General features: G+C 35.7%; 8 protein-coding genes. 4 read left to right on the top strand and 4 right to left on the bottom strand.

Features of this window, described 5'->3' with window-relative positions:
- Nucleotides 1-50: 50 nt before the first annotated feature.
- On the bottom strand, nucleotides 51-2,258 hold the full coding sequence (locus B9N79_RS18945) for an S-layer homology domain-containing protein (RefSeq protein ID WP_085118799.1): 2,208 nt from the start codon (nucleotides 2,256-2,258) through the stop codon (nucleotides 51-53).
- Nucleotides 2,259-2,947: 689 nt separating this feature from the next.
- Here B9N79_RS18945 and B9N79_RS18950 point away from each other — a divergent pair.
- Entirely contained in the window at nucleotides 2,948-3,946 is a 999-nt protein-coding gene (locus tag B9N79_RS18950; RefSeq protein WP_019394840.1) for a C40 family peptidase, read from the top strand.
- A 49-nt stretch (nucleotides 3,947-3,995) separates the two neighbouring features.
- On the opposite strand, the gene B9N79_RS18955 is transcribed toward B9N79_RS18950, so the two are convergent.
- From B9N79_RS18955 to B9N79_RS18965, 3 genes are all read right to left on the bottom strand, one after another.
- A complete protein-coding gene (locus tag B9N79_RS18955) occupies nucleotides 3,996-6,392 on the bottom strand; it encodes an S-layer homology domain-containing protein (protein WP_167555136.1) in 2,397 nt (798 codons plus the stop codon).
- A gap of 129 nt (nucleotides 6,393-6,521) precedes the next feature.
- Nucleotides 6,522-10,040, bottom strand: a complete 3,519-nt coding sequence (locus B9N79_RS18960; RefSeq protein WP_085118803.1) for a S8 family peptidase — start codon at nucleotides 10,038-10,040, stop codon at nucleotides 6,522-6,524.
- A gap of 160 nt (nucleotides 10,041-10,200) precedes the next feature.
- Nucleotides 10,201-11,046: a polysaccharide deacetylase family protein gene (locus B9N79_RS18965; RefSeq protein WP_048896890.1), complete on the bottom strand. Its 846-nt coding sequence runs from the start codon at nucleotides 11,044-11,046 to the stop codon at nucleotides 10,201-10,203.
- A gap of 306 nt (nucleotides 11,047-11,352) precedes the next feature.
- Here B9N79_RS18965 and B9N79_RS18970 point away from each other — a divergent pair, with 306 nt between their 5' ends.
- The 3 genes from B9N79_RS18970 to B9N79_RS18980 all read left to right on the top strand — a co-directional run bounded on the left by B9N79_RS18970 (nucleotide 11,353) and on the right by B9N79_RS18980 (nucleotide 16,065).
- Nucleotides 11,353-12,603 carry a polysaccharide deacetylase family protein gene (locus tag B9N79_RS18970; protein WP_048896891.1) on the top strand — a complete coding sequence of 417 codons (1,251 nt, stop codon included), beginning with the start codon at nucleotides 11,353-11,355 and terminating at the stop codon, nucleotides 12,601-12,603.
- A gap of 148 nt (nucleotides 12,604-12,751) precedes the next feature.
- Nucleotides 12,752-15,112 carry an accessory Sec system translocase SecA2 gene (secA2, locus tag B9N79_RS18975; RefSeq protein WP_085118811.1) on the top strand — a complete coding sequence of 787 codons (2,361 nt, stop codon included), beginning with the start codon at nucleotides 12,752-12,754 and terminating at the stop codon, nucleotides 15,110-15,112.
- A 65-nt stretch (nucleotides 15,113-15,177) separates the two neighbouring features.
- A complete protein-coding gene (locus tag B9N79_RS18980; protein ID WP_046218033.1) occupies nucleotides 15,178-16,065 on the top strand; it encodes an accessory Sec system S-layer assembly protein in 888 nt (295 codons plus the stop codon).
- The last annotated feature ends 51 nt before the right edge of the window (nucleotides 16,066-16,116 follow it).

Consider the following 16,116-nt stretch of genomic DNA (forward strand, 5'->3'; position numbering starts at 1 on the left):
AAATTCTCTTCATTAGAGTTGAAGCTTCCATCGTTAGGAGTTACACCAGTTTACCCAAAGTCTTGAACCTTCACTTCGTAACGTCCTTCTTCATCTGCCTCACGATATACAGCATACTCAACCTTAGTGATTCCAGCTGAATCCTTGGCTGTACCAGTAAGTTTTAGATCTTGTTTATTAGTAATTGATTCAACCTTATCTACTGCCAAAGAGTCTACTTTTGAATCACCAGAGCTTGATGGCGTTGTAAATGTATTAGCAGCTGATGTGCCACCTGTACTGATTAAGTTTCCAACTTTAACAGCTTGAGCATCACTTGTGTTACCTGCTGAATCTTCACTTCTTACTTGTAGTAGATAAGATGCTGAATTATCAAGTTTTGGTGTAACAAACTCATAGTTTTCACTCTTCTCATTAAATGAACCATCAACAGCTGTTGCATTTGTCCATTCAGTAGAAGTTGAATAAGCATTTGTTGAGCTATTATATTTTAATACACGATATTGTACGTTTTTAATATCGCTCTCTGCATCTTTTGCTAAACCTTTAACTTCCACAGCACGATCTACAGACTTATAAGTTGCTTCTGAAGTTGTAACAGCTGGTGCAACAATGTCTTTCTTGGTAATTTCTAAAGTAGCTACCTGTTCACCATCTCCGTTAGTTTTACCAGATGCATCTACAGTTTGTACAAACACTTTATATTCCCCACCAGCAAAGCCAGTTGTATCAATTGAACCTACGGCTGTTTCAGAAGTTTCGTCAAAAGTTCCATCTTCTGCATTTAAGTCAGTCCAATTTGTAAATGTGTTGTCTGGACGTTGAATGCGGTAACGAGCGGAAATAATATCGCTGTTAATTCCTTTTGCTTTAACGTTCAATTTCACCTCAGTTCCTGCATTAGCAGATACTTCTTCAGACGTTTGAGCTCCGTTAGTTAATGTTCCTGTCACAGAAGGTTCAACTCCAGCAGCTACAGGATTTACATTAACTGTTTTAGAAGCGATAATCGTTCCTTTATTAGACTTAATATTCTGGATGTTCAAAGAACCCTTCTCATTTGGCACCAAAATATTTTTACCATTATTATCTGTACCATCAAAAGTTAATGTCACAACCTGACCAGCTTCATAAGGACCCACTGCTTTAGGATTCACCTCGGCATTTGTTGGGTGAACTGGTACATTTGTTGAATCATTGCGATCTCTGTCATAAGTGTAGTTAATAACATTTTGAGCTGTTGCAGTATCAACAGGGCTGTTGAAAATTACTGTTACTTCGTTACCCGCTGCCCCTACAGAAAGAATAGAAGCTGCTGGAAGGGCGTCAATAGTAAAGCTTCCAGATTTAGCGTCAGTTTCTTTGTAGGCCACAGAGTAAGATACAGTTTGCTTAGCAGTTGCTGCCTCTACTTTTTCTACGCTAAACGTAGCTGTTTTAGAGCTAGCATCATATTTGAAATCTGTTGGAGCTACAGAAGTTGCTGTACCAGCGTTTACAGATTTAGTGATTGTGAAATCGTTAGCTGTTGGAGCTGTTTCAGGTGCTTTGTTAAACTCAACAGTTACTTTTCCATTAACAGCCGTTACATCTTGAACGCTTGGTTTAGCAGTTCTTGATTCTTTAACGTCGTAAGCACGAACGATGAATGAAGCAAATTGAGCACGAGTTAGATTTGTTTCTGGGTTGAATGTTTCAACATCAGTAACACCTAATTTAGAAAGAGTTTGGATATCTTCACGATACTCACTGTATGCTTTGTCAATATCTTTCACTCTCGAAGTATCATCACTATCAACAAGCGCTTCTAATCCTAAGCCATTAACAAGTACTTTTGCCATTTGTTGACGTGTAATGTTTTGATCCGGAAGAAGTTTTCCACCGTTACCAGTGAAAACACCAGCTGCGCGTACTTTTAAAGATGCTTCTACTAGCTCCTTATCAGAATAGTTGCTTGGTACATCTGAGAAATTCTCAGTTTTAGAAGTGTCTACATCATCTCCTAGTGTACGAGCAAGGATTTTAACAACTTGTCCACGAGTGATTGTGTTATAAGGTTTGAAAGTTCCATCGCCATAACCTTTGATATACCCTTTTTCAGATGCAGTTGCGATGTTTTGATAGTGATCTTTAACTGTTTCTTTTGTTACATCAGAGAAAGATGCAGCACTTGCAGCAGGAACGATTGCGCTTGCTACTACAGCAGCAGAAACAGTACCTACTAGGAATTTGCGATAAGATTTTGGTTGGTAAGCCATTGAGTTATTTCCTCCTCAGAATTGTGTTCTAGTAAAATAAGACTAATCTCAAGAGTTTATTATATATGTATATCTCTTAACATTAGTTACTAAAAGATTACAGATATTAGTATAGATTTTCATAGATTTTATGTCAATATCTTTAATTAATGTAAAATATATATTTATATGGATAATCTATGAAAAATAACAAAAATAACTATATCAGGGGAAACCCTACCTATAATTCTACAATATTTCCTATAAGTTTCAATAGTTTTTACATAACTTTGTATTTTTTAGGTATTTATTACCTAATTTAACCTGTTTTTCAAAGTGAATAAAGACCTATATTTGAATAAGAAAGAAACTAATTATAAAGATGATATTAACTTTTTCAGGACTTCATAAATTGATTATCAAATTCTAAATATCTGTAATAATTTTGTAATATAAAAGGTCTGAACAGGAAAAATAGAATTCATTATTCTAATTATTCAAAATTTTTACACTAGTAATGTATACCTTTATTCCTATAATTCTTCCACTATTGTAAAATTACCAACTTTATCATAACAAACTGTAGTTCTTTTGTTACATAACTGTAAAATAGAAGTCTGTTTTTCTATGATAAACTGTTATCATCTGTTGAAAAAGGTAGAATAATGAAATTTTAACATAGAAAATTTAGGAGAATTTGGAGGATACATATGATTAGACGAGTCACACTGACGTTGATTTCATGCTTTGCATTACTATTATCAGGTCTACTGCTAGAACCATCTTCATCAGCCAAAGCGGCTAATCTTACAAACTATGATAAGTTATTGCCTGTTGCCTATAAGTATATGGGTGTTCCCTATCGTTATGGGGGAACAACAGCCTCGGGATTTGATTGCTCTGGGTATGTACGCCAAGTGTACAGTGAAGTAGGTATTTCCCTCCCCAGAACGGCCGCTCAAATGTATGGGCAAGGTACAGCTGTTTCAAAAAGCAATCTACGTGTTGGTGATCTTGTTTTCTTCAACACATCTGGTAGAGGGGTTTCACATGTTGGAATCTATGTTGGAAACAATGAATTCATCAATGCTGCAAGCTCAAAAGGTGTAAGTATTGCAAAGGTTAATGATCCATACTATTGGGGTTCCCGCTATGTTGGAGCAAAACGTATTTTCTCAACTGGAAGCGCAAAAGGTAACTTCCGCGATACTCAAAACAGCTGGATAGCTAAAGATGTAAATGCACTAGCAAATAAAGACATCGTAATAGGTTATTCAAATAACTACTACCGTCCGAACGAAAATATTTCTCGTGCACAAACTGCAACAATTCTTGCTAATACACTTGACTTAAAAATGACAAACCGCAAACAGCCATTTAAGGATGTGACATCATCATCTTGGTCCGTTGGAGCTGTAAATGCCGTAAAGTCTGCTGGGATTTTTGAAGGCAACAATGGTTACTTCATGCCTGACAAAGCTTTAACACGTGCCCAAATGGCATCTGTATTAACAGATGCATTTGATTTGAAAGCCAACTCTTCTTATACATTTAAGGACGTGCCTAAAAACAATTGGGCTGCTGCAGATATTTCTGCTCTTGCTGCTGCAGGTATTACAACGGGATATGATGATGGAACATTTAAACCGAATGAGCCTGTTACACGTGCTCAAATGGCAGCATTCGTAAATCGTGCTGTAAACCGGTAATAGTTTGTAAAGAAAAGAGCTCCCCTCTCTAAAAGAAAGGGAGCTCTTTTTATTTCAATGATGCAGATCTCTGGAGAAAAAGAGCAAATTGACCCCTTGTTACATTTTCATAAGGGCGATAATACTCATTTAATACCGTAATCCTGTTCTCTGCTAATATATTAATATCGTTATAACTCCAAGAAGTTTTCTTTACATCCTTAAAAACTCTCTCTTGTTCTGCTTCCTTATATACTTTGCTGTAAGCTCTCGCTAGAACAGCTGCCATTTGTTCTCTTGTTAACGGTTCTTTCGGGCGAAGTTTTCCTCCCCGCCCCATAATGTCATATTGTTCTAAAATAGCGAGTTGTGTGTAGTAGAGATTATCTTTATTAACATCAGTTGACTTCATTTTATATGTAGGATCTTTTGTTAACTGTAATTCCTGAACAATCATTTTCGCCGCATGTTCACGGCTTAATGATTGATACGGTCGAAATGTTCCATCTCCATAACCTTCAATAACTCCCCTTAATTGCAGATAGCCTACCGCTGATACAACTTCATCTTGAACAATATCACTGAATATTGTTACATCCCCACCTTTGATATGTTCTGCTCGTATATATCCATTCTGCCCGTTAAATGTATTAACTTTATAAAATAGGTGACCATCTTTCAACATGGCATTTTCTCTAATTAAAACTGGAGTATATTTCGGGAGACTTGTAAGCACTTTTTCCCCCGGTTGATTATATAAAACTCCCTTACCAGTATAAATATATCCTTTTTGATTATTCGTATATAAACTTGTTGCTTCTGTTGCTCCTTCTAAGGGATAAACTTTCTTTGTTAACTTAACTACCCCATTATACTGGCTAGCTTCTATATATGGAATTTCTTGTAAATCCCTTGTTGTTATATCCGCTATATATTTGTATATAGAATGCTGAAAGTTATCTGTTTTTTGGGGATTTGTATCCTCTGTAAAACCTCTGTATGCCATAAGTGCAAAATACCAATGTTCTAACATCTGCTGATTTTTGTTCCTCATAGAGGGAAGCGTATTATCATTGAAATGCTCTTTTAATAATTTTACTCCAATTTCAATATTGTAAAGTGGGCTATATTTTAAGGATTCGAAATCAATGTTTTGAGCTGCAGCCTGTTCAGCTGTTAATTTTACCCCCATAATACCTATTCTACCGTTATCATCTACTTTGGGCTGCTCATTTTGAAACTGCTCGTAATTAGAGCTTACCGCTGCAACTGCTTTAATCAATTCATAGGGAACTCCCTCTCTAATTCCCTCCTGGAGCATCTTCTCTTCTATTTCCTCTTTAGTCAGAGTTAAGTGTTCAATAAGCTTAGCATTACTTATCTCACTCCCCTCTATATTTTGAAGATTGATTTTTAACCGTTCTGATCCCCTATTAAAACCATCTTCGCTATGCTGAATAAGCTTAAACACTATGCCGTTATTTTGGTCTTTTGAGAAAAGCCAACTTGATTTACTTCCAAGCTTCTCCCCTTCATACCATTTCCGTACTTGCATCGCACCCTTAAAGGTATCAAAAAGGACTGGCAGATATTTATCTTCATCATCTTGGGCAACTAGATAAGTGTCGAGTTTTCCAAGGTTTAAAGCTGTTAGTTGTAGGCTAAGCAAACTAGATGATTTATAATCCGTAAGATAAAGCGGAATAGTCTCTTCTGGCTTATATTCTTTTTCCTGTATGGCCTCTGGCCAATACTGCTGAATGCTCTTGTTTTCAAACGGTGACTGAATTACACTATTCATTGGCATATGGCTAGCAATAGCTTTGCTAGAGCCAAATAACTCAACATAGTCTTCAGCTAATATCTCTGATAAATCCCACTTGTATGGAACAGGGTTTTGATTGAATGGACCGTACTGTTTCATATGGCGAATTTGTGCATATTGGGATTCTTTCCACTTGCTAGGAACTAAATGCTCTTTTTTAAAAAGGTGATAAAATGTAAAATGATGTCCATACTCATGGGCCATAGTTGAAGCAATACTTTCTACTGTTGAATATTTATCACCTCCGTAAAGATAAATTTTTCGATTCGGGGAAAGCGAGACTGATTTACTCCCATACGTATATTCCGCAAAATATTGTCCAAGCACATCTTGTCCAGCTGGATAGTCTGGAAAAATATTAATGGTTGATAAAAGCTTGAGTTCTTCCCCATGCTTATTTTTCAACAATTCTGTTTCAAGTGCTTTTAGTTTTTCTACCGTATTCCACTTTGTACTATAGCTTGTAAAAGTAATACCGGAATCTCCCCTGTATGTTATTACTTTATTTTGATAATAATCTTCATAATCAAACTGAGCTGTTTTTAGTTTTGTTTCATCCACAACTTGTGCAGAAGCATTTAAAGGGTGGCTAATAAAAAACAAACTGACAACAAAAAACATAGGTAACAGCAGTTTTTTCATCATTTACTCTCCTTACATATTCATCCTTTTTCCAAGTAATATTCTCTTATTACCTTATTATTCTAGCCTAGGAAAAAATGAAAAGCTAGCCTTCTTATATACTAGAAAGCTAGCTTATATCGTTCTTATCTATTGTTTTGCAACTGTTAATTTGTAAGGCTTGGCACTAGAACGCATTTGCTTATCTTTAATTTCCACAAAATATTTTCCTTTGCTAAGATCTGCAAATCCAACTTCATTGTCACCAATATAATAATTATTTAACTGTTTTACGAGTGTACCTTTTTCATTGTAAACATTAATTACACCGTCAATCTCTTTTGGAGTATCCATATTTAGCTTGTATGTGCCCTTTTCCGAAATGTTAAGAGCATAGAAATCTCGATCACCAAAACCAATTCCAGCGTTTAAGTATCCTGCTGTTTCCCATGCATTCTTGCCTTTTGATTTAAGAGGAATTGGTTTTGAAGGCACATTATTTTTAACAGTTGAGCCCTCATCCTCATCTTTCTTTGTTAAGGTGTTTAGCAACATCTCGTACTCACCAATGTTTGAGCCACCGTAGTTTTCGGCAACGATGAAGTATCCCGTTCCTTTTTTTGCTTTAAACGATCCTGATTCAATTTCTCCATCAGTTTTATCAAAAAGGATAACCTTAGAAGCTTCATTATTATCTATTTCCATGTTTCCATTTGTATCTTCTACAATGGTTATCATAAGATCAAGTGGCAATCCCATTTCAAGCGGGAGGCCTTTCTTTTGATTTTCACTAACAGGTAGCGGATTTGCATAGAATCCATACAATCCATCCTCTTTGCGATGCTTGTAATAGAATGTATCAATGTCCCCTGATGGAGCGAAGTTTCCTTTTACAGGCTGATCTGGTTTTAAAACAGTTGCTTCAATTGGCTCATCGTTTGCCTCATTTTGATCAACTGGGGCATCCTTTACTTTTACTGATGTTAATTCATATTTATCTAGTGATAGTGGTGTGCCATTTTGAAGATGAATGTAGTACTCTTGACCTTTTTGAAGCATGATTGTTGTTTTAGAGGTTCCTTCACTTCCCCCTGTTAACAAGTCCATTAAAGGATCTCCTGAACCACTTAGTTGGTTTAGCATACCTGATTCTTTATCATATTGAAATAAACCAATCATAGGTTTAAGTGTATGTGTTCCATTAGTTGATAGTTTATAGAAACCATCTTCCTTTACTTTTACTTTAAACCAATCTTCATCCTCTAGCTGTTGGAAATAGCCTGTCCCAACAGAACCTATTTCATAACTTCTAGCACTTTTGAGAATAGCTTCTGTTGTTTCTTCATCAAATTCCATATACTCGCCTGTTAGTAAGTCAGTAAGAGCATCATATTTTTCTTTATATGTTGTTGGCTCTGGTAAGCCCTCTTCCTCCTCAGGCTCTTCTACAGGGGTAGCAATAGCAAGTGGTAGACTATCTTCATCTTCTGGTAGATTTTTTATATTTGCTTTCAAGTCATAAGGAATTAAAGAACCAAGAACTTCTTGTATTTCTCCGTCGGAGGATCCTCCCATCATTAGCGCCATCATCATATCTAACATTTGTGATGAACTTACAGGACTTGATGTAACCTCTACAATATAAGAGGTATCTGGCAATGCTTCAAAAGCAAGTCCTTCCCCTTCACTCATTCCATTATTATTTGCCGCATATTCTGCAATTGGCCATTCTTCTCCTTCAGGAAGATCTGCTGGAGGCTCTTCTTTAAAAGCTGCTGCATCGTATACTTTTATTTCTGTATCTACTCCTGGAAGTGCTGAAAGATTTAGGTTTACCTTTTTGCCTTCTTTAAAGGACATATGAAAATAATCGCTATCTGCTCCTTCTTCACTATTAATAAGAGTTAAATCCCCTTCTGATTTTTTACTGCTATAAGGAAAGCTTTTAATTTCAGCCGGTTTCTCCTTTGATGCTTTACTATCATTAATATTCTTTCCTTTAGTTAACTGAAGTGTATATATGGAAGCTCCTGATGCACTGTAATTTTCATTTCGGTCTTTAACACCGATTAACAGTTCTCCCTTTTGTTCTGCTTTATAGAGGTAACCTTCTGTTTTTCCTTGAGTAACACTATCTACATTTACCTCTTGTTCTGTTCCATCTTCACCTCTAAATTTAAGTTCTAACTTATAGTCATAGTTTTTAGAAGCATCTAGAACAGTTTGGAGAAATTCACCTTCTTCTACATTTACTTTATACCAATCTTGCTGAGCCGGTTTAATTAATGAGCCTGCCTTCTTAACAGTTCCTTTTCCAACCTTAACGGCAGTTGCTTTTTTCACAATTTCATCCATTGTTAGCTTTTTAAAGGAAGGAAGTTTATTTATATCAAAATCGAGTGCCTTTGATGGATCAACAAGTCCATATCCATAATCCATATCAAATCCTTTATTCCCCAAATCCTGGGCTGTTTGTTCTAAAATATATTCTACTTGATAAGAGTTCAAGTTAGGATATTTTGATTTAATAAGGGATGCTACTCCCGCTACTGCCGGTGAAGCCATTGATGTTCCACTCATTTTGACAAATGAGGATCCTGATTCGGGTGTATAAACAGTACTATAAATATCCTCACCTGGTGCTACAACATCAATGTTGGGACCATATGTTGTAAAGTAAGCTTTTTTATTTTGATCATTTGTTGCCCCAACTGTAATTACCCCATCATATGAACCTGGATAGTTATAGACCATATCTCCATCATTTCCTGCTGCAGCTACTACAACAACACCCTTATCTACAGCTTTTTTAATAGCTTCTTCAACAAGTGGAATTTCAAATGGTGCTCCAAGACTCATGTTAATAACGTCAGCTCCATTGTCAACCGCATGCATAATGCCATCAGCAAGCACATAATCAAAGCTACCATCTTGGTCAAAGATATTTACAGGCATAATATTGGCGTTTGGATTAATACCATATCCACCAATTCCATTCCCTTGCTTACCTGCAATAATACCTGCAACATGTGTCCCATGGTCTCCCGCATATCCAGGGTTTGCTGGATCTGTTACGCTATAAGGAGCAAGCAAATTTCCTTTTAGCTCCTCGTGGTTTGTATCTATGCCTGTATCAATAACAGCCACATTCACTTCGTTTTTTCCTGCTTTTTTCAGGGTTTCATCGACTTTTAATGTTTTTAAATGATACATGCTGCTTGCTTTTGGATCGCTTATTTTTGAATTACTTTCTGTTGCAAATGTTTTAAGTTTCACACTTGGTGATGCACTTTTAACACCAGCTTCCTTCTCATATTTTGAAATAGCTGTCTCAATTTTTTGACCCTTACCTATTCTGACAACTTCATATTGAAATTCTGGGTATGAACGGATAACCTTTCCACCTAGCTTCTTATGTACTGAAGAAGAAAGTTTTTTGCTGTACTTTATAATGATTGTATTATTACTTAGGTTTTCCTTCTCTGCTTTTTTCTGTTGATAAAGTTTTTTGCTCTTTTCACTTTGAGACAAATTAAACTTCTCCATTACTTTGCTTTTCTTCTCTTTTACCTGTGATGCATTACTCTCTACTGCAGCTGAGGCAAAGGAGGGTACTAACAGGGTTAATCCTAATACTAGTGCAGTTAGAGTACGAATCCCTTTCTTCATGTAAAATCTCCTTTCAAATTAAGAAAAATTTTCATCAGTATAGTTAGACGATTCAAAATCAAATAGGTTACAAAAATAATAGAATTTTCTTAATTTTTATTGTTTTAATAGAATTAAAATAAAAAAGCAGATGCGAAATCTTTCATCTGCTTTTTATCTATCAATTTGTTATATGTTTTACAAAACGCTTTGCTTTGTTTTTAAGAGAATTTACTTCTGAAATATTTTCAAAATCCTTTATTGTTACTTTAGGGCCAATTCCCTGTCTTGCCAATTGGTATGAATCATCACTTGGGCTGACATATCCTGTTTTTGTTGTAAAGGCATACTTAAAACCAGCTTCTTTCACAAGATCAGCTGTATGGGGGATATAATGACCAAATGGGTAAACAAATAGTTCTGTTTGATTAAGAAGATTTCTGTTTAACTTTAAGTCCTTTAGAATTTCTTCATCCGATTTCTTAAGCATATCCCCTTTTCCATCTTTACCTAGGTTATGTAAATTATCTGTATGTGCTCCTAACTCAAATACACCTAAAGTATCTTTAATTTCATTCATTTTCATAAACTGATGCTTGTCTGGATTCCACGGACCATCGTTTCGATTTGTACGGCTTGTAATAATATTTTCAATAGCGTGTAAATCATACTTCTTTAAAATAGAATATGCGTAACGCTTCACATCCCTTCGTCCATCATCAAACTGAATCATTACAGTTTTAGCTGGAAACTCTCTTTTTTCATTTAGAAATTGATCTAACTCATCGATTGTCATTGTATGGTAGCCGTTGTCATGAAGCCATTTCATCTGTTTCTCAAATGCTTCCACTGACAGAACATCCGGTTGGTTTTTATAGAATTTGTTTTCATCTTCTAACAATAAGCGGTGATATGTTAAAACAGGAATCATATCTGCCTTTTTGGTAAAACTTACAATAAATAAGGACGAAACTGCTGCAGCAAGTAGCACGACTAAAGCTACGACTATTGTTATCTTTTTCTTCACATCATGTCATTCCTTTCAAAAGATTAGACATTGATGAGTATAACACTTTTTTAACTTATTTTTCTAATTAACGAACATTTTTTCATAGGCTAATTGTCCTTATCTCTCTTTCAACCTCCTAAATTTATATTTACTGGTTTTTAAACGTTACTTTATACCTCCAAAACCTCTATTATTTCCATGTTATAAGGATTGTTCCTTCTCTTTTTACGTTTATATTTTCATTTATACATTATTAACTTCTATTGTAATTACCTGAATCTTCTAATATACTTGGTTATGGAAATCAAAACTAGGAGTTTTAGCATGAATAAAAGGAAATTACTGTACTTATTATTATTTTTATCCATCCTTGTTATTGCATTTGGGATTTATGTCCCATACCAAAAAACTATGACTAGAGCAGACGCCTCTCAAGCACTAGTTGCCCAAGAGAAATCAATAGCCATTTACGAAAGAGCCTCACATAGCAAAGGCACTAAAGTTAAAGGTTACTTGATGAAAGGAAATGCTTATATCAATTATATTTCGTTTAATAAAGATTGGTGGAGAATTCCTGTTGGCAATTCATTTGGATACGTTTCTAAAAAAGAGGCTAAAATAGAGGAAACTGAGGCACCTTATCCTAAAAAGGTTTCTTCTACTTTTCATGGAGATGCTATTTTAACAGAAGCAAAAACCCCTGTTTATAACTCTACTTCTACAACCTCTAAAAAAATGGGCCAGTTTGATGCACACATTCAAATAGAAGTGATAAATCAAAATGAGAATTGGTCAAAGGTTAATCTAGGAGGACTTGTAGGGTACATTCAAAAAGGAGATTTACAGATTGATAACGGCATTCCGGTCTTAATGTATCATAATCTTTTTAGAGAAGAGGAAAACCATAAATTTAAAGGTACATTTGTGACGATTACCCCAGAGTTTTTTGAAAGCCAGATGAAATGGCTTCATGATAACGGTTATCACACTATTTCCCTCGAAGATTTACAAAAATATGTTGAAAAGAAAAAGGCATTACCGGGTAAATCATTTGTGATTACATTTGATGATGGGTTTGTCTCGACTCGTCAATATGCTTACCCCATCCTTAAGAAATATGGTTTTAAAGCTGAAAATTTCATTATTACATCTCGTACACCTGATCAAAGTCAACCTTTTGACCCTGATCAGCTCACTACACAAGCTTTAAGTATGCAGGATATGGAGAGGATGAAGGATGTTTTTTCTTTTGGAGCCCACACTCATGCTCTCCATGATCGCAAGGATGCTCATACAAGTGGATTATTAACACAGCTTCCATATGCTGAAGTTGTGGCAGATTTAAAATTAAATAGAAATAAACTTTCTACTCCTTCCCCTTACTTTGCCTATCCTTATGGAAACCTAAATGAAACGGGTATAAGAGCTGTAAGGGATGCTGGATTTAAATTAGCTTTCACAACACAGGAAGGGAGAGTCTTTCCAGGAGATAATCCATTAATTCTAGATCGTAGAGGGGTTTATCCAAATATGAATATGGAGGACTTCAAAAATATTTTTGCAACTTCGAATTAAAAAGGTGAGGAATTTCCCTCACCTTTTTCATATAAATTTCTAGGTAGGAAATTATATATAATCTTTACCATATAACGGTGAAACAGTAAATAAAGAGTGCTATACTAGTTTTGTAGAAAGTCTAATACGCTAGGAGAGTTGTCGCATGGTGTTATCGTACATCAAGAAAGCAATGGGCGATAAGCAAGAAAAAGGGTTAAAAAAGTACTATAAAATTATAGAAGAAATTAACAGTCTTGAGGGGCAATTTACACAGTTGTCAGATCAAGAGTTAAAACATAAAACAGTTCAATTTAAAGAAGCCTTAGCCGAAGGGAAAACGATATTTGATATCCAAGCAGAAGCATTTGCAACCGTTCGAGAAGCATCGAGACGGGTGCTTGGTATGCGTCATTACGACGTCCAGATGATTGGCGGGCTTGTTTTGACAGAAGGAAATATTGCTGAGATGCCAACAGGAGAAGGAAAGACACTTGTTGCATCGCTTCCAAGTTATTTACGAGCTCTTGAAGGAAAAGGTGTCCATGTTATTACAGTAAACGACTATCTCGCAAAACGTGACTGTGAACTTGTTGGTCCAGTTCACACTTTTCTTGGTCTAACAATTGGACTTAACATAGCTGGCATAGATTATGAAAAAAAGAAGAAAGCTTATAACGCCGATATTACATACGGAGTTGGGACGGAATTTGGCTTTGATCACCTTCGTGATAATACAGTTATTGATCTAGCTCAGCGTGTTCAGCGACCATACCATTTTGCTATTATCGATGAAATTGATAGTGTTTTGATTGATGAAGCAAAAACCCCTCTCATCATTGCTGGCAAATCCGGTGTAAGTTATAATCTTCATCAGCTTTGTGCTCAAATTGTAAAAGGCTTTGTGAAGGATGAGGATTATCACTTTGATGAAGAAACGAAAGCAACAGGATTTACAGAACAAGGGATTGAGAAGATTGAAAAAGGCTTTGGAATCGATAATTTATATGATGTAGAACATCAAACTCTATATCACTATATGATTCAAGCCCTTAGAGCCCATGTTATGTTTCAGAAAGACGTAGATTATATTGTAAAAGATGATGAAATTGTTCTTGTTGATGCATTTACAGGACGCACAATGGAAGATCGTACATTAAGCAATGGTCTTCATCAAGCTCTTGAAGCTAAGGAATCTGTACCAATTACAGAAGAAAATAAAACACAAGCTTCTATTACAATCCAAAATTACTTCCGTCTGTATCCAACACTTAGCGGAATGACAGGAACAGCTAAAACGGAAGAAAAAGAGTTTCAACAAGTGTATGCAATGAACGTAATTCAAATCCCAACAAATCGTCCAATCCTAAGAATTGATGAAAGTGATCAAATTTATGAAACAGTGGATGAAAAATATAAAGCAGTAACAAAAGAAGTTATCCGTGTGCATCAAACAGGACAGCCTATTCTAATTGGCACAACTTCTATTCGTCAATCCGAAACAATTGCTCAATCTCTACAAGATGCAGGCCTCTCTTTTCAGCTTTTAAATGCTAAGAGTGTTGAACAAGAAATTGAACTTATCTCCAAAGCAGGCACAAAAGGTCAGATTACGATTGCCACAAATATGGCAGGGCGCGGCACAGATATTAAGCTTGGAGATGGCGTTGAGAACCTTGGGGGCTTGTTTGTTCTTGGAACAGAACGACATGAATCAAGACGGATTGATAACCAGTTGAAAGGACGAGCTGGACGTCAAGGTGATAAAGGAAGATCACAGTTTTTTATTTCTCTTGAAGATGATATGTTTGTACGCTTCGCCCATGAAGAAGTAACTAAACTGCGTAAAAATCTTCATAAAGATAGCACAGGTCTTATTCAATCAAAGAAAATTGCTGATTTTGTAGATAAGGTTCAGCGTATTTGTGAAGGAAGCAATTATGGAATTAGAGAGTATAATTTAAAACTTGATAACGTTATTAATGAGCAGCGCGGCGTTATTTATGAATTAAGAAATCGAATTTTAACCGATGAAAGCATTCTTACCCTCTTAACACCTATGATTTCCTCAACTGTTCATTATTATGTAAAAGGATACTGCTCACCTGAAATTCTTCCAGAAGACTGGGATCTGAATGCTCTAGCAACTGATTTAACTAAGGTAATTGGGGAAAGTATTTCACTAGATATGAAAGGAATTGCAGAAATTCAGAATGTGCAAGAGCAAGTAGAAGAAGCTACCCAAAACTATTTGAACTTAATTAAAGAAGTCATGGAAGAGGAAAAACCATTAGATAGTTTCCTAAGAACTACTGTGCTGCAAATTGCTGACAAAGAGTGGATTAAACATATTGAAAATATGGAGCGTTTAAAAGAAGGAATTGGTATGCGAAGCTATAGCCAAGAAGACCCTATGCGTCAATACCAACGTGAAGGTCTTGAGCTTTTCTCAACTTCATATCAAGAGATTGAATACTATATGGCAGAAGCACTTTGTCAGGCAACAGCAGCATTAAGAGCAGAAAAATAATCTACAAATAAGGGTGCTCCATTCATTTTTGAGTGACACCCTTTTATATTGAAAGGATGAGAAATTTGTTTCGCTTTTTTAAACGTGGAGAACAGAATATTAAGAAACAAGGTCTTGATAGTACAATTGAACCTGGAGAAAGAGTAACAACGGAAAATCAAGAGGCTAGCATCTCCCCTAAACTTTCCTTACACCCTGATTGGGAAACAACAGAAGAGGATCGCTATGTTTATCAGTTTTTGAATAATAGCTGTACCCCACTGAAGCCTAATCAAGTTTCTTTATCAGGTGCAAATCTCACAAAAGATGAAAATGGAAATGCTGTTGTAACAGCTCTTGTTCGCACAAGCTTATCAACCCCATTAACGCTAGATGTTATGAAACTTGTGTTAATGGATAGTGAGAAAAATATCATTGCTAAAAAATCTTTTCATTTTAAAGAGCTTGGCGTGATTCCTCCTACTTCAAGCAGACCTTGGCAGTTTACTTTTGAAAAAGAAAGCTTAAAAACAAAAGATCTTCCAAAGGAAAATTGGACATTAGCTTTTCAAATAGCCCCTCCTCATAAATTAGACTTAGATGAGACTTGGGAAAACAATTTATCAGAAAATGAAAAAGAGAGCCTAAAAAATCTTGTTGAAAAAGAAATGACTCCCCCTAAAGATGGAGAAGTAAATTTTCAAAGTCTACAAGCAGATCAATCCAAGAGTGGAAATCTGCATATTTCCCTACTATTAAGAAATGGAACAGATCAAGACGTAACATTTGAACAGATTCCTCTTATTGTAGAAGATGCTATGGGAGATCAAGTAGCAGAAGGTGTCTTCCAAACAAAAGATCTACTAATTAAGGCATACACAACAAAACCATGGACATTTATTTATCCAGCAAGCTTAATTCAAAAAGAAAATGCTGATTTCAGTCGATGGAGAGCATATCCAAATCAACAATAAATAAGATAAAGACGGTCAAAAGTCTAGCATAAACGCTAGTTCTTTTGATCG

The sequence above is a fragment of the Priestia filamentosa genome (genome assembly GCF_900177535.1).
Lineage (GTDB): Bacteria > Bacillota > Bacilli > Bacillales > Bacillaceae_H > Bacillus_I > Bacillus_I filamentosa.

Bases quoted from the DNA above. Each gene is read 5' to 3' on its own strand.
- B9N79_RS18945 (WP_085118799.1), bottom strand. From the start codon at position 2,258: ATGGCTTACCAACCAAAATCTTATCGCAAATTCCTAGTAGGTACTGTT.
- B9N79_RS18950 (WP_019394840.1), top strand. From the start codon at position 2,948: ATGATTAGACGAGTCACACTGACGTTGATTTCATGCTTTGCATTACTA.
- B9N79_RS18955 (WP_167555136.1), bottom strand. From the start codon at position 6,392: ATGAAAAAACTGCTGTTACCTATGTTTTTTGTTGTCAGTTTGTTTTTT.
- B9N79_RS18960 (WP_085118803.1), bottom strand. From the start codon at position 10,040: ATGAAGAAAGGGATTCGTACTCTAACTGCACTAGTATTAGGATTAACC.
- B9N79_RS18970 (WP_048896891.1), top strand. From the start codon at position 11,353: ATGAATAAAAGGAAATTACTGTACTTATTATTATTTTTATCCATCCTT.